General features: G+C 66.7%; 25 protein-coding genes. 15 read left to right on the top strand and 10 right to left on the bottom strand.

Going from position 1 to position 22,854, the window contains the following annotated elements; translation table 11 throughout:
- Positions 1-13 precede the first annotated feature (13 nt).
- The 9 genes from OIN59_RS14905 (at position 14) to OIN59_RS14865 (ending at position 7,206) form a co-directional block, all read left to right on the top strand.
- Entirely contained in the window at positions 14-667 is a 654-nt protein-coding gene (locus OIN59_RS14905) for an SPOR domain-containing protein (RefSeq protein WP_274111631.1), read from the top strand.
- 92 nt (positions 668-759) lie between these two features.
- Positions 760-1,416: a thiol:disulfide interchange protein DsbA/DsbL gene (locus OIN59_RS14900; RefSeq protein WP_274111629.1), complete on the top strand. Its 657-nt coding sequence runs from the start codon at positions 760-762 to the stop codon at positions 1,414-1,416.
- Positions 1,417-1,522: 106 nt separating this feature from the next.
- Positions 1,523-2,182: a lipopolysaccharide transport periplasmic protein LptA gene (gene lptA / locus OIN59_RS14895; protein ID WP_274111627.1), complete on the top strand. Its 660-nt coding sequence runs from the start codon at positions 1,523-1,525 to the stop codon at positions 2,180-2,182.
- 11 nt (positions 2,183-2,193) lie between these two features.
- Entirely contained in the window at positions 2,194-2,961 is a 768-nt protein-coding gene (gene lptB / locus OIN59_RS14890; protein WP_407655103.1) for an LPS export ABC transporter ATP-binding protein, read from the top strand.
- Positions 2,961-4,562, top strand: coding sequence for an RNA polymerase factor sigma-54 (locus OIN59_RS14885; protein ID WP_274111623.1), 1,602 nt, complete (start codon positions 2,961-2,963; stop codon positions 4,560-4,562). The genes lptB and OIN59_RS14885 overlap by 1 nt, the downstream gene beginning before the upstream one ends.
- A gap of 75 nt (positions 4,563-4,637) precedes the next feature.
- On the top strand, positions 4,638-5,120 hold the full coding sequence (locus OIN59_RS14880; protein WP_274111622.1) for an acyl-CoA thioesterase: 483 nt from the start codon (positions 4,638-4,640) through the stop codon (positions 5,118-5,120).
- Positions 5,117-6,412, top strand: a complete 1,296-nt coding sequence (locus OIN59_RS14875) for a THUMP domain-containing class I SAM-dependent RNA methyltransferase (RefSeq protein ID WP_274111621.1) — start codon at positions 5,117-5,119, stop codon at positions 6,410-6,412. The genes OIN59_RS14880 and OIN59_RS14875 overlap by 4 nt, the downstream gene beginning before the upstream one ends.
- A complete protein-coding gene (locus tag OIN59_RS14870; RefSeq protein ID WP_274111620.1) occupies positions 6,409-6,897 on the top strand; it encodes a putative toxin-antitoxin system toxin component, PIN family in 489 nt (162 codons plus the stop codon). The genes OIN59_RS14875 and OIN59_RS14870 overlap by 4 nt, the downstream gene beginning before the upstream one ends.
- Before the next feature lie 36 nt (positions 6,898-6,933).
- Positions 6,934-7,206 carry a hypothetical protein gene (locus OIN59_RS14865; protein ID WP_274111619.1) on the top strand — a complete coding sequence of 91 codons (273 nt, stop codon included), beginning with the start codon at positions 6,934-6,936 and terminating at the stop codon, positions 7,204-7,206.
- 94 nt (positions 7,207-7,300) lie between these two features.
- Here OIN59_RS14865 and OIN59_RS14860 read toward each other — a convergent pair whose 3' ends face one another.
- Both OIN59_RS14860 and OIN59_RS14855 read right to left on the bottom strand, forming a co-directional pair.
- Positions 7,301-8,122 (bottom strand): BUD32 family EKC/KEOPS complex subunit, encoded by an 822-nt coding sequence (locus OIN59_RS14860; protein ID WP_274111617.1) that lies wholly within the window; start codon positions 8,120-8,122, stop codon positions 7,301-7,303.
- A complete protein-coding gene (locus tag OIN59_RS14855; RefSeq protein WP_274111615.1) occupies positions 8,119-9,861 on the bottom strand; it encodes an FMN-binding glutamate synthase family protein in 1,743 nt (580 codons plus the stop codon). The genes OIN59_RS14860 and OIN59_RS14855 overlap by 4 nt, the downstream gene beginning before the upstream one ends.
- 228 nt (positions 9,862-10,089) lie before the next feature.
- Here OIN59_RS14855 and OIN59_RS14850 point away from each other — a divergent pair, with 228 nt between their 5' ends.
- The 3 genes from OIN59_RS14850 (at position 10,090) to OIN59_RS14840 (ending at position 12,469) form a co-directional block, all read left to right on the top strand.
- Positions 10,090-10,941: a UPF0149 family protein gene (locus OIN59_RS14850; RefSeq protein ID WP_274111613.1), complete on the top strand. Its 852-nt coding sequence runs from the start codon at positions 10,090-10,092 to the stop codon at positions 10,939-10,941.
- Between the two features lie 33 nt (positions 10,942-10,974).
- Entirely contained in the window at positions 10,975-11,793 is an 819-nt protein-coding gene (locus tag OIN59_RS14845; RefSeq protein WP_274111611.1) for a sterol desaturase family protein, read from the top strand.
- A gap of 121 nt (positions 11,794-11,914) precedes the next feature.
- Complete coding sequence (locus OIN59_RS14840) at positions 11,915-12,469, top strand: IPTL-CTERM sorting domain-containing protein (protein WP_274111610.1); 555 nt, start codon at positions 11,915-11,917, stop codon at positions 12,467-12,469.
- Between the two features lie 62 nt (positions 12,470-12,531).
- Here the strand turns inward: OIN59_RS14840 and OIN59_RS14835 are convergent, their stop codons facing one another.
- From OIN59_RS14835 to OIN59_RS14805, 7 genes are all read right to left on the bottom strand, one after another.
- Positions 12,532-13,032 (bottom strand): nuclear transport factor 2 family protein, encoded by a 501-nt coding sequence (locus OIN59_RS14835; RefSeq protein WP_274111608.1) that lies wholly within the window; start codon positions 13,030-13,032, stop codon positions 12,532-12,534.
- A gap of 45 nt (positions 13,033-13,077) precedes the next feature.
- Complete coding sequence (locus OIN59_RS14830; RefSeq protein WP_274111607.1) at positions 13,078-13,983, bottom strand: alpha/beta fold hydrolase; 906 nt, start codon at positions 13,981-13,983, stop codon at positions 13,078-13,080.
- Positions 13,984-14,090: 107 nt separating this feature from the next.
- Positions 14,091-14,618, bottom strand: a complete 528-nt coding sequence (locus OIN59_RS14825; RefSeq protein WP_274111606.1) for a CinA family protein — start codon at positions 14,616-14,618, stop codon at positions 14,091-14,093.
- The gene (locus tag OIN59_RS14820; protein ID WP_274111605.1) at positions 14,618-15,142 is read right to left on the bottom strand and encodes a phosphatidylglycerophosphatase A family protein; all 525 of its coding nucleotides are present in this window, start codon (positions 15,140-15,142) and stop codon (positions 14,618-14,620) included. Before OIN59_RS14820 ends, OIN59_RS14825 begins: the two co-directional genes overlap by 1 nt.
- An 18-nt stretch (positions 15,143-15,160) precedes the next feature.
- Positions 15,161-15,640 carry a universal stress protein gene (locus OIN59_RS14815; protein ID WP_274111604.1) on the bottom strand — a complete coding sequence of 160 codons (480 nt, stop codon included), beginning with the start codon at positions 15,638-15,640 and terminating at the stop codon, positions 15,161-15,163.
- 114 nt (positions 15,641-15,754) lie between these two features.
- A complete protein-coding gene (locus OIN59_RS14810) occupies positions 15,755-17,374 on the bottom strand; it encodes a DUF4139 domain-containing protein (protein WP_407655104.1) in 1,620 nt (539 codons plus the stop codon).
- Positions 17,375-17,529: 155 nt separating this feature from the next.
- The gene (locus tag OIN59_RS14805) at positions 17,530-18,414 is read right to left on the bottom strand and encodes a LysR family transcriptional regulator (protein WP_274111600.1); all 885 of its coding nucleotides are present in this window, start codon (positions 18,412-18,414) and stop codon (positions 17,530-17,532) included.
- A 142-nt stretch (positions 18,415-18,556) separates the two neighbouring features.
- On the opposite strand from OIN59_RS14805, the gene OIN59_RS14800 reads away from it, so the two are divergent.
- From OIN59_RS14800 to OIN59_RS14790, 3 genes are all read left to right on the top strand, one after another.
- Positions 18,557-19,597, top strand: coding sequence for an NAD-dependent epimerase/dehydratase family protein (locus tag OIN59_RS14800; protein WP_274111598.1), 1,041 nt, complete (start codon positions 18,557-18,559; stop codon positions 19,595-19,597).
- Between the two features lie 32 nt (positions 19,598-19,629).
- Positions 19,630-20,808, top strand: coding sequence for an Acg family FMN-binding oxidoreductase (locus OIN59_RS14795; RefSeq protein ID WP_274111596.1), 1,179 nt, complete (start codon positions 19,630-19,632; stop codon positions 20,806-20,808).
- Positions 20,809-20,936: 128 nt separating this feature from the next.
- Entirely contained in the window at positions 20,937-22,277 is a 1,341-nt protein-coding gene (locus OIN59_RS14790; protein WP_274111594.1) for a ferredoxin reductase family protein, read from the top strand.
- A gap of 24 nt (positions 22,278-22,301) precedes the next feature.
- Here the strand turns inward: OIN59_RS14790 and OIN59_RS14785 are convergent, their stop codons facing one another.
- Positions 22,302-22,853, bottom strand: a complete 552-nt coding sequence (locus tag OIN59_RS14785; protein WP_274111592.1) for an RNA polymerase sigma factor — start codon at positions 22,851-22,853, stop codon at positions 22,302-22,304.
- Between the last annotated feature and the right edge of the window lies 1 nt (position 22,854).

Below are 22,854 nucleotides of genomic sequence, written 5' to 3'. Positions count from 1 at the left end.
AATCACTACAGATATGAAAAAGCAACAGACGGGCGGGACCATTGTCGGCTTCATCGTCGGGGTTATCGTGGGCTTGGGCGCGGCGCTGGCCGTGGCCGTGTATGTGACCAAGGTGCCGGTGCCCTTCCTGAACAAGGGCAACGGCCGCGGCGCCGATCTGGATGCCGCCGAATCCCAGAAGAACAAGAACTGGGACCCGAACTCGCCGCTGTATGGCAAGAACCCGGCCCGTCCTGCCGCGCCACCGGTGGCGGCGGCATCGGCTCCTGCAGTGGCACCCGCTCCCGAGGTGCGCGCTGCTGCCTCTGCGGCCAAGCCCGCCGCGAGCAAGCCAGACGCCAAAGCCGAAGCCAAGGCCGAGAGCAAGCCGGGCGCCGACCCTCTGGGCGACTTGGCCGTGGCCAAGGCGGCTGCCAAGGGCAGTGTGGACCCGTTTGACTACTTTGTGCAGGCGGGCGCGTTCCGCACCCAGGCCGACGCTGACGCCCAGCGCGCCAAGCTGGCCATGCTGGGCTGGGAGGCCCGCGTGAGCGAGCGTGAGCAAAATGGCCGGGCGGTCTTCAGGGTGCGCATCGGCCCCTTCTCCAAGCGCGACGACGCCGAGGTGCTGAAAGAAAAACTCGATGGCGCCGGGCTGGAGTCGGCGCTGGTGCGTGTACAGCGTTGATGAGCCTGTCAAAACGGCGCCAACGCCTGGGCTGAACTTTTTGTAAAGGGATGTCTCACATCCCGCATACCTGAACCAGGAGAGTCTTTGTCATGAAACGCCGTGAGTTTTCTTTGTCCGCCGCCTCGGCGGTTGCCGCTTCTGCCCTGACGCTGCCAGTGGCCAACCCCGCCATGGCGCAAGCCCGCCAGTTCAAGGAGGGCAAGGACTTCAAGCGGCTGGACAAGCCCGTCGCCCCCGATGCCCCTGCTGGCAAGGTCGATGTGATCGAGTTCTTCTGGTACAGCTGCCCCCACTGCAACGCCTTTGAGCCCACGCTGGACGCCTGGGTCAAAGCCGCGCCCAAGGACCTCTCCATCCGCCGCGTGCCCGTGGCGTTCAACGCCAGCTTTGTGCCCCAGCAAAAGCTGTACTACACGCTTGAAGGCATGGGCAAGCTCGATGCCCTGCACGCCAAAGTCTTCCGCGCCGTCCATGTGGAAAAGGCCAAGCTCGCCAAGGACGACGAAATCCTGGCCTGGGTGACCCAGCAGGGTGTGGACGCCGCCAAGTTCAAGGAGGTCTACAGCTCCTTCGGCGTGGCCAACCAGGTGCGTCGCGCCTCGCAGTTGCAAGACTCGTATGGCGTCGAAGGCGTGCCGTCCATGGGTGTGGCGGGCAAGTTCTACACCGACGGCACCATGGCTGGCAGCATGCAGACGGTGCTGCAAGTGGTCGAATACCTGGCGTCCACGGCGCGCAAAGCCTGACGAGGTGCCGACTCTGTCGGCCTTTGTCCCAAAGGCCCGCTGACGCGGGCTTTTTTTCGAGTTGGGTACCATCGGGTGGCTACAATCATTGCAAGATTCGTGCCCTATGACCCACCGCCTACTTCCCCTCCTTGTGCTCGCCGCCCTGACCGGCTTTGCGGGCATGGCACACGCCGAAAAGGCCGACCGTGCCAAGCCCATGAACATCGAGGCCGACGCCCTGCGCCACGATGAACTCAAGCAGACCAGTGTGTTCTCGGGCCGCGTGGTGATGACCAAAGGCACCATCGTGTTGCGCGGCGCGCGGCTGGATGTGCGCCAGGACGCCGACGGCTACCAATACGGCGTGGTCACGGCCGAGGCGGGCAAACGGGCGTTTTTCCGCCAGAAGCGCGATACCCTGCCTGGGGCGCCGGACGAGTTCATCGAAGGCGAGAGCGAAGTCATCGAGTACGACGGCAAGGCCGACAATGTGCGCTTCATCACCCGCGCCGAACTGCGCCGATACCGTGGGTCGATGCTGAACGACGAGATCACCGGCGCCGTGATCGTTTACAACAACCTCACCGATGTGTTCACGGTGGACGGCCAGAAGGCTCCTGCGTCTTCGGCTGCAGCGGGCGACACCCCCGCGCCCGGTGGCCGCGTGCGCGCCGTGCTGGCGCCCAAAGACCCGCCGCCTGGCGCGACGGCCCCGGCCCCAGCGCCTGACGCGCCCGCACCGGCGCTGCGCCCCAGCAACAGCCTTGGCGGCGGCGCCAAGTGAGCGGGTCCGCCGTGAGTTCCAGTCCTGACACCCAGGCGGGTAGCCGCCTGGAGGTGCAGCATCTGGCCAAATCCTATGGCAGCCGCAAGGTCGTCAAGGATGTGTCGCTGGTGGTGCAAAAAGGCGAAGTCGTGGGGCTGCTCGGCCCCAACGGCGCGGGCAAGACCACCTCGTTCTACATGATCGTGGGCCTGGTGCGCAGCGACGAGGGGGACATCCGCATCGACGGTCAATCGGTGGCCCACATGCCCATCCACCGCCGCTCACGCCTGGGGCTGTCATACCTGCCGCAAGAGGCTTCCATCTTCCGCAAGCTCACCGTCGAAGAAAACGTGCGTGCCGTGCTGGAACTGCAGCGCGCCGACGATGGCCAGCCCCTGTCGCGCGACGCCATCGAAGAGCGCCTGACGGCCCTGTTGCAAGAGCTGCGCGTGGACCACCTGCGTGCCTCGCCCGCCCTGGCCCTGTCGGGTGGTGAACGCCGCCGCGTCGAGATCGCCCGCGCCCTGGCCACCCAGCCACGTTTCATCCTGCTGGACGAACCCTTCGCCGGCATCGACCCCATTGCTGTGATCGAGATCCAGCGCATCATCGGCTTCCTCAAGGCACGCGGTATTGGTGTGCTCATCACCGACCACAACGTGCGCGAGACGCTGGGTATCTGCGACCACGCCTTCATCATCAGCGACGGCCGCGTGCTGGCGCAGGGCACGCCCTCCGAGATCGTGGACAACGCCGAAGTACGCCGCGTGTACCTCGGCGAACACTTCAGGATGTGATGAAGCCTGGACTGTCGCTGCGCATCTCGCAGCATCTTGCATTGACCCCCCAGCTTCAGCAATCCATCCGGCTGCTGCAGTTGTCCACGCTCGAACTCTCGCAGGAAGTCGAGCAGATGCTCGACGAAAACCCGTTCCTCGAACGCAATGCCGACGAAGCGCCGCGCGAGGAGTTTGGCCTGGAAGCCGCCGATACGCCCGCACAGGCAGACGACTACAGTGCTGATGATGCTATGTTTTCGGGAGCTACTACCGCAAGTAGCACTAGCGCTGAGAGCCAAAACGACGCTGAAATCCCCAGTGGAGGTTCTGACGAACCCGACTGGAGCGGCGACGGCACCGTCGAGATGGCGCCCAACGACGCCGAGTGGGGTGGCGACGCCCCAGCACGCACCCGCAACGATGCGGAAGGCGACGAGGCCGACGCCACCGAGCTGGCCCGTTCGCACGAATCGCTCACCGCCTTTTTGCACCGGCAGGCGCTGTCGCTGCGGCTGTCTGAAGTTGACACGGCCGCGCTTCGTTTTCTCATCGAATCGCTGAATGACGATGGCTACCTGGAAGAGCCGCTCCAAGAGCTGGCCATCAGCCTGGCCGGGCCCGATGACCTGGAGCAGATTGAAGAACTGGTCCACCGCTTCACCGTGGCCCAGCGCCTGCTGCAAAGCCTGGAGCCCGTGGGCGTGGGCGCCCGCAACCTCGCCGAATGCCTGACGCTGCAGTTGACCGCCCTGGCGGCCGATGAGGACAGCGACGCCGACCCCGAGACCGTGTTGACCGCGCTGCGCATCTGCCAGCAGCCGCTGGAGATGCTGGCCCGCCGCGACATCCGCCGCCTGACGCAGCTGTGCAGCGAAGGCGGTGTGGCCGGAGAAGAGCGCACCCGCGCCGCCATGGCCCTGATCGCCCGGCTGGAGCCTCGCCCCGGCCGCCGTTTTGCCGACGTAGAGCGCAACATCATCATCCCCGACGTCATCGTGCGCAAAGCCGGGCGCGCCAACGGGCGCGATGGCCAGCACAATTTCATCGTCAGTCTCAACCCCGATGTCATGCCCCGCCTGCGCGTGCACGACATCTACGCGGGCGCGCTGCGCGGCCACAAGGGCGGCGAGGGCCACCAGGGCATGCAGCAGCGCCTGCAGGAGGCGCGCTGGTTCATCAAGAACATCCAGCAGCGGTTTGACACCATCCTGCGCGTCTCGCGTGCCATCGTCGAACGGCAAAAGAACTTCTTCACCCACGGCGAGCTGGCCATGCGCCCGCTGGTGCTGCGCGACATTGCCGACGAGCTGGGCCTGCACGAGTCCACCATCAGCCGCGTGACCACGGCCAAGTACATGGCCACGCCGATTGGTACCTACGAGCTCAAGTATTTCTTCGGCTCGGGTCTGGGCACCGAGACCGGCGGCAACGCATCGAGCACCGCCGTTCGCGCGCTCATCAAGCAGTTCGTGTCCGCCGAAAACCCGGCCAAGCCGCTGTCCGACAGCCAGATCGCCGAGATGCTCAAGGAGCAGGGCATTGAATGCGCCCGCCGCACCGTGGCCAAGTACCGCGAGGCGCTCAAGATCGCGCCAGCGAATTTGCGCAAGGCGCTTTAGCCTGATTTCCCCGGCCGCAGTGCCCTGGGTGGATGGATCCACGGCCTGCCATTGCATTGATTTTCCTGACCCACCATGGCCCGCATCGTCTTCGACCTCCCCGCGCACTTCGGCTTTGCCACCGAGTTGCAGATCTACATCAGCCACGTGAACCAGGGCGGGCATCTGGACAACGCGCAGTTGCTCAGCCTGGTGTCTGAGGCGCGCGTGCGCTTTTTCCAGTCGCTGGGCTACCCCGAGGCGGATGTGGGCGGCCTGTCCATCGTGGTGGGCGACATCGTGGCGCAGTACAAGTCCGAAGGCTTCCACGGCGAAACCATGCGCGTGGAGATGGCGCCTGCGGACTTCAATCGCTACGGTTTTGACTTGGTTTTTTGCATGACCGAGAAGGCCACGGGCCGTGAGGTGGCGCGCGGCAAGATCGGCATCGTCTTCATCGGCAAGGCCGACCGCAAGGTGGCGGCTATCCCAGACTCCATCCGCCAGCTGCTGCTGGCCCGCGCAGGCACGCCGGATTCCCATGCATTGTCCGAGCGCGTATCCTCCCCATCGACATGAACCAACTCCAACTTTTTCTCCCCTGCGCCGCGGGCGTCGAGGGCTTTCTGGCCGACGAGGTGTACGGCATCACCGGCCTCACGGGGCAAGACCTGCTGGTGGGCCGGGGCGGCGTGCTGCTGCGCGCCTCATGGCGCCAGGCCATGCAGCTCAACCTGCACAGCCGCCTGGCCCAGCGCGTTCTGGTGCAGCTGGCGCACCGCCCGTACCGGTCTGAGAACGACCTCTATGCCATGGCCAGCGAGGTGGCCTGGGAGATCTGGTTCACCACGCGCCAGACCTTCAAGGTCGAAGTGACGGCCCAGCACAGCCCGCTGCAGAGCCTGAACTTCGCGGGCCTCAAGGTCAAGGACGCCGTGGCCGACCGTTTCCGCGCCAAGAGCGGCGTGCGACCTGATGTGAACACCCAGTGGCCCGACGTGCGCATTCACCTGCACCTGACCACCGACGAAGCCACGATCTACATCGACACCAGTGGCGAGCCGCTGTTCAAGCGCGGCTGGCGCGAGGACAAGGGCGACGCGCCGCTCAAGGAAACCCTGGCCGCAGCCATGATTGCAGCGAGCGGCTGGGACCCGCACGGCGACAACCCCCAGCCGCTGTACGACCCCTGCTGCGGCAGCGGCACCATCGTGGTCGAGGCCGCGCAGATCGCCTGCCGCATCCCGGCGGGCATGCTGCGTCGCTTTGCGTTCGAGAAACTGCTGCCCTTCCAGGCGCATGTCTGGAGTGCTATTAAAAACGAAGCTGAAAGCGCAATACAGACAAGCGCTGTACCCATTTTTGGCAGTGATGTCGCCTTCCGTATGGTCGATTTTGCGCAGCGCAACGCCGAGCGCGCGGGCGTGGCCGAGGCCGTGCAGCTGCGCGGCGGCGACGCTCTGCAGCGTATGCCGCCGTGCGATCCGCCCGGCGTGATGTTGCTGAACCCGCCCTACGGCGAGCGCATTGCCGCAGCCGGCACTGCAGGCCGCAACGCCAGCGAGCGCGCCGCCGACCGCGCCCAGGGCCTGGCCGTGGGCCGCGAGGAAGCGCAGACCGAAGACGGTGGCGAGTTCTTCAGCCAGCTCGCCACGCACTGGAAGAAAAACTACAGCGGCTGGACGGCCTGGATGCTCACCCCCGACCTCAAGCTGCCCGGCAAGATGCGCCTGAAAGAATCGCGCCGCGTACCGATGTGGAACGGCCCCATCGAATGCCGCATGTTCCGCTTCGACATGATCAAGGGTGCGGTGCGTGAGCGCGCCGCCAAGCCACCCGCCGCGCAAAACCCCGGCAACGGCGCACCATGAAGGTCGAACTGCGCCTGCCCGCCGAGGCACCGGCGGGCGAGCCCGCACGCCCCGTGGTGGTGGACACCAACGTGGCGCTGGACCTGCTGATCTTCAGCGACCCGCGCACCGCGCCGCTGCGCACGCTGCTGGCCCAGGGGCGCCTGTCATGGATCGCCACCCAAGTCATGCGCGACGAGCTGGAGCGCGTGCTGGCCTATCCGCACATCGTGGAGCGCATGAACTACTACCGTGTGGACGCTGCCCAGGTGCTGGCCGCGTTTGATGCGCAGGTGCAGCGGGTGGAGATTGCGCCCAAGGTGGCCTACGTGTGCAAGGACGCGGACGACCAGAAGTTCATCGACCTGGCGGCAGCACACCGGGCGATCTTGCTGAGCAAAGACAAGGCGGTGATTTGTATGCGCAAGCGGTTGGTGAGCTTGGGGGCGGATGTGGCGACGGAGCTGGTGCTGGAAGGGGCTTGCGTCGCTGACGCAGTGGGATGACCCCGCTTTGATCTGGCTGTCACTCTGAGGATCGGTATGGGGCCATTGGGTTTTCTTGTCCTCTCCGGCTTTTTTGCGTACCTCGCCTTCGACGCGCATCAGTTCAACCGAACATCCGGCCACCAAGTCTGGGCGGTGCCGCCATCTTCCGATCGGGCTGTTGGTGTGGATCCTTTGTCGCGTGCCGAGCAGGAAGGCGCGCAGTCGAACGAAATCACTGCAGTGGGGGGCATTCCCGGCCTCTACTGGGTTTTTGTGGTGCTCTCGATTGGCTGCTTGGGGATTGCTGCCTGGCTGTGGCTCGCGTAGGTTGGGGTAGCGCAGCGAAATCCGACGTTTTCTCGTTGGAGCGCGGTCTGTCGGCTACGTCTGCGGTTAACTCGAACTACTGGCTGATCTGGCCTCAGGCCAGCAAGTCATACGCCGCCCGCACCCGCTGCAAATCCCGCCCCAGCCTGCGGCTTGTTGGCAGGCGTCGCATCCATCCCATCCTGCGAATGCTGGTCGCCAGCACCTCTCGCATCTCGGCGCTGCCCTGCGCCACCCACGCCGCCCAGCGCTCACGCCCCTCGCCCAGCGTGCCACTGGCATGCAGATAAATGGCGGTGGAGTGCGCGTAACACAGCGCATCGCGCACATGGCACACCGCCAGGGGAAGCACGGCGGCAGGGTCGTCTTCAAAGTCGATGCAGGCCACCTCGCCATCGGGGCAGCGCACCAGGTTGCGCGCAAACGCCTGGCTCAGGCAGGTGCCCTGGCGGTGCACCTGGGCCAAGGTGTCCAGCCCCTGCTGCCACAGCGCCAGCACGGTGGCCGTGTCGCCCGCCTGCACGGCGTGGTCGATCTCGTTGCCCAGCGAATGGATCTCTTCTCCCGTGTGGCCCAGGTGGCGCATGGCAAAACCATTCGGCAACGCGGCCAGCACCGCGGGCACGCGGATGCCACGGGCGGCCAGGTCCTTGAGGCGCTGCACCTCGGTGGCGATGGCGGTGGGGCCGCCGGGGTTGGGCACGGGGCGCAATGCGTCGAGGCGCAACAGCCCCGCCAGCACGGCCATGGCACGGTAGCGGCCTGTGCCATGGGGCGCGCCGGCACGCTTGATCCAGATCTGTTCGTTGCCCAGCACATGGGCCATCACGTTGTGGGGCTGGGTGGCCAGCTGCTGCTGCAAAAAGGCGGCGTAGTCCGGGGTGGTGGTGGTGGTGCTGTCCATCGTCAAAGTCATACGGCGGCGTCCCCTGCCACCGCAGCAGCGGTGCCGACGGCTGCGGCGTGCACCAACTCGACGTGGTGGGGAATGGATGGCTCCAGTGTGGGCTCGCTGGCCTGAAAGCTGTGGGCGCTGGCCAGGGGCCAGTACAGACGGAACACGTTGTGCTGCGCGTCCAGCGTGCCCAGCAGTGCGCCCGGCAACATGCGGGTGATGAGGTTGGAGAGCAGGCGCACCTCGGTGTCGCTGATGCGGCGCACGATGTGGTGGGCTGTGATGTCCTTGGGGTGGCGCAGCCCGGCGGCCTGTACCAGCTCTTGCAGCGCATGCAGCGTGCTGCGGTGGAACTGCGTCACGCGCGTGGCCTTGTCGGGTACCACCAGGGCCTGCTGGCGCAGGGGGTCTTGCGTGGTCACGCCGGTGGGGCAGTGGCCGGTGTGGCAGTTTTGCGCCTGGATGCAGCCCAGCGCCATCATGAAGCCGCGCCCCGCGTTGCACCAGTCCGCGCCCAGTGCCATCATGCGGGCGATGTCGAAGGCGCTGATGACCTTGCCCGCGCAGCCAATGCGTACGCGGTCGCGCAGGTTCACGCCCACCAGGGTGTTGTGCACCAGCAGCAGGCCCTCTTGCAGCGGCGCGCCCACGTGGTCGGTGAATTCCACCGGCGCAGCGCCCGTGCCGCCCTCGGCACCATCCACCACGATGAAGTCGGGCGTGATACCCGTGACCAACATGGCCTTGACGATGCCAAACCACTCCCACGGGTGGCCCAGGCAGAATTTGAAACCGGTGGGTTTGCCGCCCGACAGCGTGCGCAGCCGCGCGATGAATTGCATCATCTCCACCGGGTTGCTGAAGGCGCTGTGGCTGGCGGGCGAGATGCAGGACTCGCCCTCCTTCACGCCGCGCGCAGCGGCGATCTCGGCCGTCACCTTGGCGCCGGGCAGCACGCCGCCGTGGCCGGGCTTGGCTCCCTGGCTGAGCTTCAGCTCGATCATCTTGACCTGGGGCTCGGTGGCGTTGGCGGCAAAACGCTCTTCGCTGAACGTGCCGTCGGGGTTGCGGCAGCCGAAGTAGCCCGAGCCGATCTCCCAGATCAAATCGCCGCCGTGCACCCGGTGGTGCTGGCTGATGCTGCCCTCGCCCGTGTCGTGCGCAAAGCCGCCTTTTTGGGCGCCCTGGTTGAGCGCCAGGATGGCATTGGCCGACAGCGCACCAAAGCTCATGGCCGAGATGTTGAACACGCTGGCGTGGTAGGGCTGGGTGCAGGGCGACACGGACGGCGAGGGGGCATCGGGGTTGCCCCCGATCCACACGCGAAAGTCGTGCGACGGCAGCTGTGTAGGCGCGAGCGAGTGGTTCACCCACTCGTAGCCGTGCGCCCCCACATCCAGGTGCGTGCCAAAGGGGCGGTTGTCCGGGTCGCCCTTGGCGCGCTGGTACACCAGTGAGCGCTGCGCACGCGAGAACGGCGCGGCCTCGCTGTCGCTCTCGATGAAATACTGGCGCACCTCGGGCCGCACGTATTCGAGCATGAAGCGGATGTGGCCGATGACCGGGTAGTTGCGCAATATGGCGTGGCGTGACTGCTGCAGGTCGTACACACCCAGGGCCACCAGGGCCGCAAACACCAGCACCACGGGCAGCCTCACTTGAAAGGCCACCAGCGCAAACAGGGACAGCAGCAACCCGAAAACGCACAGTGCAAAGGCCGTGTAGCGCACCGGGTACAGGGAGTTCAGTTGGTGGAGCATGGGGGTCCTGGTTCTGGGCGGTGGTGCGAGAGGGCTACACTGGCCGCCTTTTTATCGGGTTGCCGGGTGGTGAGCAGTACGCTTTGCGCAGCGTCGGCCTGCGGAGTTGGTGGCGGCGCTGTCGCTACACCTGCACCGCGACAGGGCTATGGCACACGGCCTGCGCATCATAAAAGTAAAACTTTGCCGCCCAACCCCCCGCTTTCTCCCTTGACGACCGGAGCCCACATGACCGAACCCACATCGCCCACCCCTGCCACTGACGATCTTGACCCCACGGCCTCCCCCGCCGCTGCGCTGGGCCCGGAGGAGCTGGAAGAGATCGACAACATCCTCGACGACCTGCGCTCGCGCGGCGAGGAAATCCCGCAGTGGGAGTTTTGCGACGGTTTCATGACCGCGCTGATCTGCAGCCGCCGCCCCATCGCCCCGGCCGAGTACCTGCCCATGCTGCTGGGCGATGGTGCCGAGCTGGATGTGGCCGAAGGCGCGCCGCTGCCCGTGCTGCCAGCGTTTGCCGACGCCGCCCAGCAGGCGCGTTTTCTGGAGCTGTGGGACCGCCGCTGGGCCGAGATCGTGACCCAGCTCGACACCGACGTGAAGACGCTGGACGACGACCGCACCTTCCAGCCCGAAGCCATGGACATGCGTGGCGCCGTGGCCAGCCTGCCTGAAGCAGAGCGCGCCGAGATGGAAGGCCAGGAGATTCCATCCTTCAGCCAGGTCTGGGCGCTAGGTTTCATGTTTGCGGTCGAAAACTGGCCCGAAGACTGGGCCGCCCCGCGCGACAAGGAAGCCGCCAAGTGGCTGGACGACGCGCTGGACCGCATCGTTGCCCTGACCGAAGACGACACCGGCAAGCCCGAGGTCTGCATGTACGACGAAGACGGCCCACCCAGCACCAGCCAGGCGCGCGTCGAGGCCTTCGGCGAAGCCATCTGGGCCGTGTACGACCTGCGCCAACTGTGGAAGAGCATGGGCCCGCGCGTGGAGACGGTGCGCAAGGCGCCCGAGCCGGGGCGCAACGACCCTTGCCACTGCGGCAGCGGCAAGAAGTACAAGAAGTGCCACGGGGCTTGATGCCTCTTTGGCCTCTTTTGGTAGACAAACCTGATGCAGTTCATGCAGGCCGTGATGGATCACTTTGAATGGGGGCAGTACGTATTGCTCTTAGTGGTCCTGGGCATTCTTGCTTTGACAGAGCACTTCTGGCCTCGCCGTGTGGCTGGCGAAAGCCACCAAGGCCGGAGAAGGGTCAACCTGTTGCTGTATGCGCTGGGTGGTCTGTTGATGTGGTGGGTGGCCGAGCCCGTGCAGACCGCTGCGGTGCGACTTGGGGTGTCCTTGGGGTGGACCGGGTTGGCCGGGGGAGCATTGCCCGATGTTCCCAAGATCGTCATCGGCGTGTTGCTGGTGGATGCAATCCAGTATGTGCTGCATCGTGCTTCGCACGCCATTCCACTTCTGTGGCGAATGCACCAGGTGCATCACGCGGATGCCGCGTTCGATGTGACGACCAGTGTGCGCCACCATCCGCTGGAAATGGTGGCACTTGCGGCACTGACGCTGATGCTGTGCGCGGCACTGGGCATGCCTCTTGTGTCCTTGTTGTTGTATGCGGTGCTTCAGCTGGTGCACACCGCGTTTTGCCATGCCAATGTTGCGATTCCTTTGCGCTGGGATCGGCGACTGCGTTGGGTGATGGTGACCCCGGATATGCACCGCGTGCACCATTCACAACGCATGGATGAGGGCAACAGCAACTTCGGAATGGTGTTCCCCTGGTGGGACCGCCTGCTGGGGACATACTGCGCGCAACCAGCGTTGGGCCATCAGGGCATGCACTTGGGGCTGGCCAACGACAACAACAACGATGCCCGGCCTGGCGGGTTCTGGCGGGCCCTGATCCAACCCTTTGGCAAGCTGCCCTGAGGCCTCCCCTTCAAGACCGAGGGCACGCGGTCATTTTTTGCAAGACATTTGCAAAACCCTGAAGTACAAACGCCACTCGCTTGATTGAGCGTTCAGAAAATTTGTATTTTTTAAGGGTGATATGTCGAAAGTTCGTTGGATGGGCGCGCTGTTGGTTGGTGCAGGCGCTTTGTTGGCAACAGGTGCGCAAGCAGGCGTTGTCTTTACTTTTAGCAAGGCGTTTGGAGCGCCCAGTGTCTCGGTCGGAAGTTCCACCTCGCTGGCGTTCACCATCAATCGGCTGGGGCCAGCTGCGAACAACATCACGTTCACGGACAATTTGCCGGCGGGCCTGGTGGTGTCCACCCCCAACGGTTTGGTGGGCGACTGTGGGGTCGGCAGCGTGGTGACCGCCGCACCGGGTTCCTCCTCGGTGGCCTTGGCCGGCGGGGTGTTGGCCGGTGGGGCCAATTGCACGTTTTCTGTTCAGGTCACCGCAACAGCGCCGGGTGTCAAAAACAACGTTACTACGGGCCTGAATTCCAGTTCTGGCAGCGCCCCTGCCGCCAATGCCACGCTCAATGTGCTTGCCGCCAGCGCGGCCTCCGTTCCGACACTGAGCGAATGGGGGCTCATGGCGCTGCTGCTGGCCATAGCGGCATCGGCATTCAATGCGGTGCGTCGCAAGAAGGCTTGAAGCTCACGCGCAGTGAATCGCAGATGCGGCCTTGACCATGTCTCGCAGGCCCGGTGTGTGGGTCAGAGGGGCCGCGTTTCCTGTGCCAAAAACTTCTTCAGATTGCCCGCTGCCGTGCTGCGCACCTTGCGCTTGAGCGATGGCGACCAGCCCAGCAGTACGCCTGGCAGGCCCAATGCCTGGCGCGACCAACTCCAGAAGTTGAAGCGGTCGCGGTGCGTGGCGATCAACCCGTCGGGCGTGAAGGTGAAGGTGCCGTCGATGATGTTGTGCACCTTGCGCCCCGTGGCGCTGAAGAGGTAGTGCGCCTCCCAGTGCGCCTTGCCGCCCTGGGCATCGGCGTCGATGCCGCTGAACTCCAGCCTCCAGTGCTCTGCGGCGCCAGGCTTTTTGGTGGCGGTGCACAACATGCGCCACATGCCTGCCACCTGCTCGCGGCCCTTGAGCGAAAAGGCCTCGTCGTCAAACGTGGCGTCGGGTGCGTAGCAGGCGGCCATCGTGGCGTGGTCCAGCTGCGCGAAGGCGGTGTAGAAGCGTTGCAGGGTTTGGGCGTTAGGGTGCATGAAGAAGGCTTCCGGCGAGGTGAAGGAAATGGAGGGTGGGAGGTGTCAGCGCATGAAAGCGCGCAGCGCGTGGGCCGTGGCTTCGGGCAATTGTTCGGGGATGAAATGCCCCGCCGGCACGGCCTGGCCCGTCACCACGCCCGCACACTGCGCCTGCCACAGCGCCAGCGGATCGAATAACCGGTGCACCACGCCGTGCTCGCCCCAGATCACCAACGTGTCGCAGGCGATCTTGTCACCGCGCGCACGGCTTTCGCGGTCGTGGGTGAGGTCGATGCCCGCGCTGGCGCGGTAGTCTTCGCAGGCGGTGTGGATGGCATCGGGCGTGCAAAAGCAGCGTTCGTAATCGGCCAGGGCCTGGGGCTCGATGTGGGCCAGGCCCGCGCTGCCCCAGCCGCCCAGCTTGGCGTGCAGGTAGGCGCGGGCGTTGCCGCCGATCATGGTCTCGGGCAGTGGGGCGGGCTGGATCAGGTGGAACCAGTGGTAGTAGGCGCGGGCAAAGTCCATGTCGGTGCGCGCGTACATGTCGAGCGTAGGGGCGATGTCGATCACGCACAGCTTGCGAACGCGCGCGGCGTGGTCCAGCGCCAGGCGGTGCGCTACGCGGCCGCCCCGGTCGTGGCCGCACAGGTAGAAGTGGTCATGGCCCAGCGCGGTCATCACCTCGGCCATGTCTTGCGCCATCGCGCGTTTGCTGTAATTGCTGTGGTCGGGTTGGCCGGGCGCGTGCGACGAGTCGCCATAGCCGCGCAAATCGGGCATGACCAGAAAATAGTCGCGCGCCAGTTGCTGCGCCACGCGGTGCCACAGCGCGTGGGTTTGCGGAAAGCCGTGCAGCAACAGTAGGGGTGGCGCGCCCACGGTGCCACCGGTGCGCACAAAGATCTCCGCGCCCGACGTGGTGATGCGCTGGGTGGTGAAGCCGTCAAACCAAGGGGGTGTCGTTGTCATGGCGGTATGTTGTGGCAACAGGCCTGTGAGGCACTGTCTTGTAGACGACAGCGGGAGCCGGTGCCGGGGCCAAAGGGATGGTTGGCGCCTCGCAGGCGGGAGGCGGGTTACGCCGGCAGCAGGTTCAGCAGCCGTTTCAGCGCATACCGCACCGTCGCCACACGGATCGCGGCGCGGTCACCCGCAAAGTGCTGCACCTCGCTGTGGGTTTCGCCGCCCACGCACCAGGCAAACCACACGGTGCCCACCGGTTTGGCCTCCGTGCCGCCTGTGGGGCCCGCGACGCCGGTCACGGCCAGGCTGACCTGCGCGCGCGAGTGGGCGAGGGCGCCGTCGGCCATGGCGCACGCCACCGGCTCGCTCACGGCACCGTGTTGCTCGATCAGGCCAGGGGGCACTCCCAGCATCTCGGCCTTGGCCTCGTTGGAATAGGTCACGAACCCGCGCTCGAACCACTGGCTGGAGCCCGAAAGGTCCGTGCAGGCGGCAGCGATCATGCCGCCGGTGCAGCTCTCGGCAGTGGCCAGCATGTGGCGGTGGGCCAGCAAACGCAGCGATATTTGCGTCAAATTGGCCTCTAGCGCTTGTATCTCTTGCGCAAGTAGCTCACTTTTTGATAGTAATGTGGGTGCCATCAGAACCTCCACAGTGCGATGACCAGCAAGGTACAGAAGGCTGCCACAAAGTCGTCCCACAAGATACCCCAGCCGCCGCGCCAGCCAAAGCCCTTGAACAGGCTGTCGGCCCAGCCCACGGGGCCGGGTTTGGCCGCGTCAAAGAAGCGGAACAGCCCAAACGCTACCACCTGTCCCCACAGCCCCATGGGCATGGCCAGCCACAGCACCAGCCAGAAGGCCACGACTTCGTCCCACACGATGCTGCCGGGGTCGGCCACGTGCATATGGCGCGCCGTGGTGGTGCAGGCCCACCAGCCCACCACGGTGCTGACCGCGATCAGCAGGCCCATGTGCCGCTGGTTCAGCCACTGTTGCAGCACCAGGTAGGCCAGCCAGGCCCACAGCGTACCCACGGTGCCCGGCGCCTTGGGGGACAGGCCTGCGCCAAACCCCAGTGCCATGAAGTGGGCCGGGTGAGAGAGCATGAAGCGCACGCTGGGGCGCAGGGGGGCAAGGGGTGGCAGTGGCTCGGAAGCGGTCATGTCGCGACGGAAAAATGATCAGGCGCTGGCGGCACCGCCGTCTGCCCCGGCAGGCAGGCGCACCAGCAGTACGGGCACGGGAGCGGTGCGGGCAATCTGCTCGGCATCGCTACCCATCAGCACGCGCGCTAGGCCACGGCGCCCGTGGGTGCCCAGCACGATCAGGTCGGCGCCCCAGGCCTGGGCATGCTCCACCACCAGTTGCGCCACACGGGCGTCCATGTTTTCGATCAATACGGTGTCCACCGGCACGCCGCTTTGCGCCACGCGTTCCTGGGTCTGGCGCAGCAGGGCTTCGCCGGCCTTGCGCAGGCGGGGAAGCACATCCTGGCTGTAGACCTCGGGCCGCTCAAAACCGCTGATGTGGGCCACGGGGTCCATCACGTTCAGCAGGCGGATGCGGCCACCCGAGGCCTTGGCCAGGCCCGTGGCTTCGGTCACGGCGTGGTCGGAGGTGGGGCTGCCGTCAACGGCAACGAGGAGGTGTTGGTAACTCATGGCGGCGGGCTCCTGGTGGCTCGGTGGCGCCTTTGCGGGCGCTGTGACGGATTGTGACCGACCGGTTGTTGCGTGCGGCGGGTGACGGCGGTGATCGTTGATCGTTGATCGGAATCACTGGCGTTCCAGCAGTTCCACATCCTTGGGGTAGCGGATGGTGTGCTCAGCGCTGAACTGCGCGGTGGTGCCCGCAGTCACGGGCTGTTGCCAGGCCACGGTGCCGGGTGAGCGGTTCCAGGTGGTTTCGGCGGGCTGGGGCTGGTAGCTCGACTCCACCTCGATCTTCTCGTTGCGCGAGACTGGCGACGCGTGCAGCACCTGCAGCGTGATGGCCGCCTTGTGGCGGTTCTCCACGCTGTAAGCCCGGCGCGTCTTGCGCTCCACGCGCGAGCCAGTGAAGCCGCTGCTGCCCGTCAGATCCTGCACGGGCTCGGCCCGCACGGTGACCAGTTCATCGCGGCCAAACGACAGGCTGGTGCTGCCTGCTGGCGTGCCCGCACTGGGGGCGCCAAAGTCGATGCGGCCCGTGCCCACAAAAGCGCCGTCGCGGTACAGCCCTGCCGGGCCGGCGGGCCATACACCCGACGGTTGCGCAATCTGGGCCACCACGTAGGCGGCCTCTTCCATGGCGGGTGCCGTGCGGGTGATCAGCGTGGCCGGGGCCGTGTGGCTGCCCAGCGCCAGCGTCACCCGCTGGCCGCTGGAGGGCACGGTGATGCGCTGGGGCACGGCGAACTCGGTGGCAAACCCCTTGTCGAGGGCGCTCACGTCAAAGGTGGGCATGGCTTCATCGGCGGCACTGCGCGACCTGGACAGCGATGCAATGGCCGGTGCTGGTGCGGGCGCCATCGCCATGGCAGGGGAGGGCGTGGCTGGTCCCTGCGGCGGCGGAGCCACATTCAGCCACCAGGGGCGCGGCAGCTGCCCCTGCGTTGCCCGGCCCGGCTGGCCGGTGGACAGGGTCAGCTGCACACCTGCCCAGTCTTCGCCGCTGTTCTGCGCCACCAGCGCCTGGCGCTCGATCAGCACCGTGGACTTGTTCGCATCCAGCGTGGCGCGGTAGCTGGGCTGCCAGCCGGGGCCGCGCACCTGGTAGGACAGGCGCAGTTCGGCCTCGCGCTCGGTCGCCAGGTTGATGGTGACCGACACCACCCGCGCGCGCTGGCTGGCCACACGGTCGCGCTCGGCTACGAGCGGCTTGAGGGCCAGCTCCAGCGATTCCTGCTTGCGCTGGAGCTGGTGCGCGCGCGCAAAACTGTCCTGCCCGGACTTGCGCAGCACCTCGGCGGTGGCTGTGATCTGTGCTGGCGTGGGGCTCGCGCCGGAGCTGCTGGCACGAGCTGCAGGAGCCTCGTTGGGTGCGGCGCCGGTGTTGGCTACACTGCGCAGGTAGCCATCCACCAGTTGCAGCGCGGAGGCCTCGGCCTTCACCCCGGCGATCTGGTCATCCAGCTCGCGGATGCGGCCGTCCAGCGGGCTGGCGCAACCCGCTGCCACATCGCGGTCCTCGGTCAGCACATTGAACTCGCCCACGCGCACGGCAGGGTCGGGGTTGATCTGCAGGCTTTGCACATCCAGCGACGCGGGCAGGCAGGCCAGCGTGAGGCTGCGGGCACCGGCTGCCACCTTGGCCACACGTTCTACGGTGGCGCTGCCAGGGTAGACGGTGACGCGGGCGATGCGGGAGGTGTCCTGGGCCAGGGCCGGCGAGGCCGCATTGCAGAGCAGGGCCAGGCCGACCAGGCACAGGGGCCGCAGCGGGAGTGGAGAGCGCAAGCGCGAGGCAAGGGAGGGATGGATCACGGGGCTCCTTGGGCGCGGTGGACAAAGGGAATGGGATGCTAGCAGCCGCCGTGGTTGGAACCGGCGCTGAGAACCTCAACACGTTCTCAAAGCACCCCCGGCACCTCTGCCGCCAAAAAGTCATACACCGCCCGAATCTTGCGGCTGGTACGGATCTCTCGGTGCACCGTGAGCCAGATGGGCAACTCGGGCAACGGCAGCTGGGGCAGCACCGCCACCACGTTGGGGTCGGTGCGAGCCATGTAGTTGGCCACAAAGCCGATGCCTAGGCCAGCGCGCACGGCCTCCCAGTAGGCCATGAGGTCGTCGGTGCGAAACGCAAAGTGCTGGCGTTCCACCGGGTAGCCCATCGCAGCAAAGCCCTGCAATATCTCCTCGTTCCGGTCGTTGCCCACCAGCTCGTGTTGCAGCAGGTCGGGCGGTTGCCGGGGTGTGCCCTTGCGGCGCAGGTAGTCGCGGTGGGCATAGGCGCCCAGCGTCACCGCGCCGATGCGCTTGGCCACCAGGCTGGCCTGGTCGGGGCGCACCATGCGCAGCGCAATGTCGGCCTCGCGGCGCAGCAGGTTGGTGACCTGGTTGCTGGCCACCAGCTCCACCTGCACCTCGGGCAGGGCCTGGCGCATGCGCGCCAGCACCGGCGGCAGCAGCACGCAGGCCACGGGCTGGCTGGCGGTGATGCGCACGGTGCCGCTCACGCCCTCCTCGGCGCCCGACACACTGCGCGCCAGCTGGTGCGCCCCAGTCTCCATGGTGCGGGCCGATTCGGCCAGCCGCAGCGCGGTGGCGGTGGGCTGCAGGCCGCGCCCGGTGCGCTCGAACAGCACCACGCCCAGCTGGGATTCCAGCTCTGCAATGTGGCGGCCAATGGTGGGCTGGCTGGCGTTGAGCACCCGGGCCGCGCCCAGCAGGCTGCCCTGGTCGAGCGCTGCGAGAAAGGACTGCACCAGGCTCCAGTCAAAGGTTTGATTCATGGCGATAGCGTGCCTGCAATGGGTCAGCAGCGGGGCGGTTGGTGATATTCATATTTGCATTGCTGTTATGAATGCTTAGCCAATTGTGTAACGGTGGCTGTGTTTTCACAATCGCTCCATCCCTTGTGAATGGAGCCCTGACATGACCACCCGCCCCCGTTTTTCACCCCGCACAGACAACCCATCCACCGTGTTGATCCTGGGCGCCCGGGGCCGACTAGGCCTGGCGGCGACCCGTGCCTTTGCGCAGGCAGGCTGGCAGGTGCTGGCCCAGGTACGCCCTGGTGCGCAGGGCGCAACATTGCCCGCCATTCCGGGCGTGTGGTGGATGCCCGTGGCGGTGGAGGACACCGCCGCGCTGGCAACCCAGGCGCAAGGCGCGCAGGTGGTTGTGCATGCGCTCAACCCCGCCTACACCCACAAGGCCTGGCGCGAGCAGGCCCCTGCGCTGATGGAGGCGGCCATTGCCATCACCCGCCAGTTGCGCGCCACGCTCATGCTGCCCGGCAACGTCTACAACTTTGGCGAAGGCATGCCGCCAGTGCTGCGGGAAGACTCGCCGCAGGCCGCCACAGGCTTCAAGGGCCGCATGCGGGTGCAACTGGAACAGCGCCTGCAGGCCGCCACCCAAGGGGGCGACCTGTGCGCCGTGGTGCTGCGCGCCGGGGATTTCTTTGGCAGTGGCACCGGCAGTTGGCTGGACCAGGCCATCGCCAAAGACCTGCCCCGGGGCCGCATCACCTGGCCCGGCCCGCTGGATGTGGCCACGCCCTGGGCTTACCTGCCGGACCTGGCCCGCAGCTTTGTGCGCGTGGCGCAAGAGCGTGACCGGCTGGCCGCGTTCGAGAGCCTGCATTTCGCTGGCCACCACGTCACTGCGCAGCAGTGGCTCCACAGCTTCACAGCCATTGCGGCAGAGCAGGGTTGGTTGCCCGAAACGGGCGGGTTGCGGTTGGGCCAGTTGCCATGGCCGCTGCTGCGCGTGGTGGGGCTGGTGGCCCCCACATTCGCTGCGCTGGCCGACATGCGCTACCTGTGGCGCACGCCCCACCGGCTGGACAACACCCGCCTGCGCGCGCTCATCGGCGACGAGCCCCACACCCCCTTCGACCAGGCCGTGCGCCAGGCGCTGGTCGATGTGGGACTGGTCCAGTCGCAGATGCCCCGCGCCGCACTGGCATGACCAAACAACCTTTGAACTACCGGAGCCTTCTCATGAACCGTCGCAACTTCATCCGTTTGGCAGGGGGTGGCACCATCGCCGCCACCACAGGCACGCTGGTCGCCTGTGGCGCCGTGGGCTCGCACTATCCCGCCGAGGCGGTGGAGGCCTGGAAGGGGCCGGTGGGCGAGACCGACGCGCGCCGCCGCGCCGTGGCCTACGCCATCACCGCGCCCAACCCGCACAACCTGCAGCCCTGGCTGGTGGACCTGCGCGAGGAGGGCGTGATCACCCTGCGCACCGACCGCGAGAGGGTGCTGCACCACACCGACCCGCTGGGGCGCCAGATACTCATCGGCCATGGCGCCTTTCTGGAGCTGCTGGTGATGGCGCTGGCCCAGCAGGGCGTGGTCAGCGAGGTGCTGTTGTGGCCACAGGGCGAGCTGCCCACGGCGCTGAAGGACTGGGACGACCGCCCCGTGGCGCGCATTACCCTCAAGCCTGGTGGCACGCCCGACCCGCTGTTCGCGCAGGTGCTGCTGCGCCGCACGCCCAAGACGGATTTCGATACCACCCGTGCCATTGCGCCCGAGCTGCTGGCCCGGTTGCTGGGCAGTGCCCCGGCTGGAGCCCCGCTCAGCGTCGGCGGCACCGTCAGCGCCGATCAGTTGCCTGCACTGCGCACGCTGTGCTGGGAGTCGGCCAAGGTCGAGCTGCTCACGCCGCGCACGATGATGGAAAGCATCCACCTCACCCGCGTCGGCCCGAGCGAAATCCTGCAGCACCGCGACGGTATCTCGATCAACTCGCCCTTTGTGCGCGCGGTGTCGGCCCTGGGCCTGTTCGACCGCTCTGCCCCGCCCGCCGAGGGCAGCGCGGCATACAAAAATGCCATGGGCCGTTTTGAAGGCCACAGCCGCACGGCCATGGGTTTTGTGTGGATCACCGGCCCCAATACGCGCAGCGACCAGATCCACACCGGGCGCCTGTATGTGCGCCAGCAGCTGCAAGCCACCGCGCTGGGTGTGGGCATGCACCCCATGAGCCAGGCCGTGCAGGAGTTTGCCGAAATGGCCCCGCACTTCGAGCGCGTGCACCAGCTGGTGCTGGGCCAGCCCGCGCCGCGCACACCACAAGACCCCACCGTGCAGATGTTCTGCCGCATTGGCTACCCGCAGGGCGAGGTGCCTGCCACGCCACGCAGGCCGATCGCGCGTTTTGTGCGGACTTGAGTCCGAGGAGGGCAGCCCCTGCGCAGGGGGCTGATGCAGATCAAACCCCGGCCACAAGCCGCCGTGCTTTGCCGGCTCTTCACACACCGTTCAGGTGGCGTTCATCGCGGTTTTCTATATTTGCTGCATTGCAACAAGTAGTGGGGCGGGTGATGTGGAAGAAGGTTTTGGGGGGCTCCCTGGCACTGGCGGCAGGGGTATGGCTAGCGGCACTGTGGGTGCCCCAGCCTGCGCCGCCTGCGTGGGGCGATGTCTGGTGGTGGCGCAACCAGTTGATCCTGCTCACCGGGGTGGCGGCCTGGGCGCTGATGTCGCTGATCATGGTGCTGGCCGTGCGGCCCGTATGGCTGGAAAAGCCGCTGAATGGCCTGGACAAAAGCTACCGCCTGCACAAGTGGGCGGGCATCGGCGCGATTGTGCTGGCGCTGCTGCACTACGGGCTGCAGCTGTCGCGCAGCCTGCTGGCAGCCTGGGTGGGCCGCCCGGTGCGCACGCCGCGCGCGGACTGGTGGCTCAACACCTTCCGCCACCTGGCCGAAGAGATGGGGGAGTGGGCCGTGTGGTTCCTCGCGGCCATGCTGGTCATCACGCTGTGGCAGCGGTTCCCGTACCACGTGTGGCGCTACCTGCACAAGCTGCTAGCCGTGGTGTACCTGGTGTTGGCCTTCCATTCCGTGGTGCTCACGCCGCCTGCCTGGTGGCAACAGCCTGCAGGCGTGCTGGTGGGGGTGTGCACGCTGGTGGGGGTGTTGTGCGCCGTGCGCTCGCTGGCCGGGGCCATTGGGCGCAGCCGCCGCCATGTGGCCCGTGTGGTGAGCGTGTTGCCACAGGGGGCTGGGGTGCTGGAAGTGACCTGCCAGGTCAGCCCCGCTAGTGGCTGGAAGCATGCGGCCGGTCAGTTTGCGTTTGTCACCTTTGGCCGTGCCGAGGGGGCGCACCCCTTCACTCTGCTCAATGCTGACCAGGGTGACGGCACACTGCGGTTTGCGATCAAGGCGCTGGGCGATCACACGGGGCAGTTGCCTTTACAAGTGCAGCCGGGTCAGCCGGTGGACATCGAGGGGCCCTATGGCTGCTTCGACTTTCGCAGCGACAGCGCGCCCGAGCAGGTGTGGGTGGCCGCTGGCATTGGCGCCACGCCGTTCATGGCTTGGCTGGAGTCGATGCAGTCCACGCCCGCGATGGCGCCCCAGGTGCACCTGCACTATTGCGTGCGCCATACCGGTGAGGCCGTTTTTGCCGAGCGTATGGCCGCCCTGTGCGCCCGCTTGCCCAGCGTGACGCTGGAGATTCACTACAGCGACGATGCAGGGCCCGTGACACCGGCAGCACTGCTGGCGGGCACCAGCCAGGCGGCGAGTGTGTGGTTCTGCGGGCCGCAAGGTTTTGCCGAGGCGGTTCGCCAGGGCATGCAGCAGCTGGGGCGCTCGCCTGCGCGCTTTCACCAGGAGCTGTTCCAGATGCGCTGAGGCGGGTTGCGCCCCGGCATCGTGCTACGTGGCGCTGGAGCGGTCCGTGGGCACCAGGTACTCGCGCACCAGCGCCCGCGCGCGGTGCAGGCGGCTTTTGGCCGCCTCACGCGTCACGCCCAGCCGCTGCGCCATTTCCTCAATGGTCAGCTCCTCGAAGTCGCGCATCAGCAAGGCCTCGCGGTAGATGGGCGGCAGCGAGTCAATCGCCAGTGCCAGGTCGTGGCGCAGTTCGTGGTCGGGCCGGTGCGACCAGGCGAGGTTGTCCTCCACCTGCGCCAGCGGCTCGGCCTTGAGCCAGGCCAGCATGGGCTGCATGCACAGCCGCTGCACGATGCGCACCACCCACCCGCCAAACGCCGCTACCTCGCGCAGCGCGCCCACGCGGCGGTACACGATGATGAGAGCCTCCTGCACCACGTCGTCCGTCGCCGTGGTGGCGGCGCAGTGGCGCAGCGCATAGCGGCGGATGTCGGGGCGGGTGAGGCGCAGCAGCTGCTCCATGGCCACGGCGTCGCCACTGCGCGCTGCGGGCAGCAGTTGGGCCACGGTGGGCGCTGGGGTGGTGGCGGCCATA

Origin of the sequence: Acidovorax benzenivorans (assembly GCF_028680575.1) — a bacterium.
In the GTDB taxonomy this organism is placed as follows: Bacteria; Pseudomonadota; Gammaproteobacteria; order Burkholderiales; family Burkholderiaceae_C; genus Acidovorax; species Acidovorax benzenivorans.
This window is presented reverse-complemented; position numbering and strand designations above follow the sequence as displayed.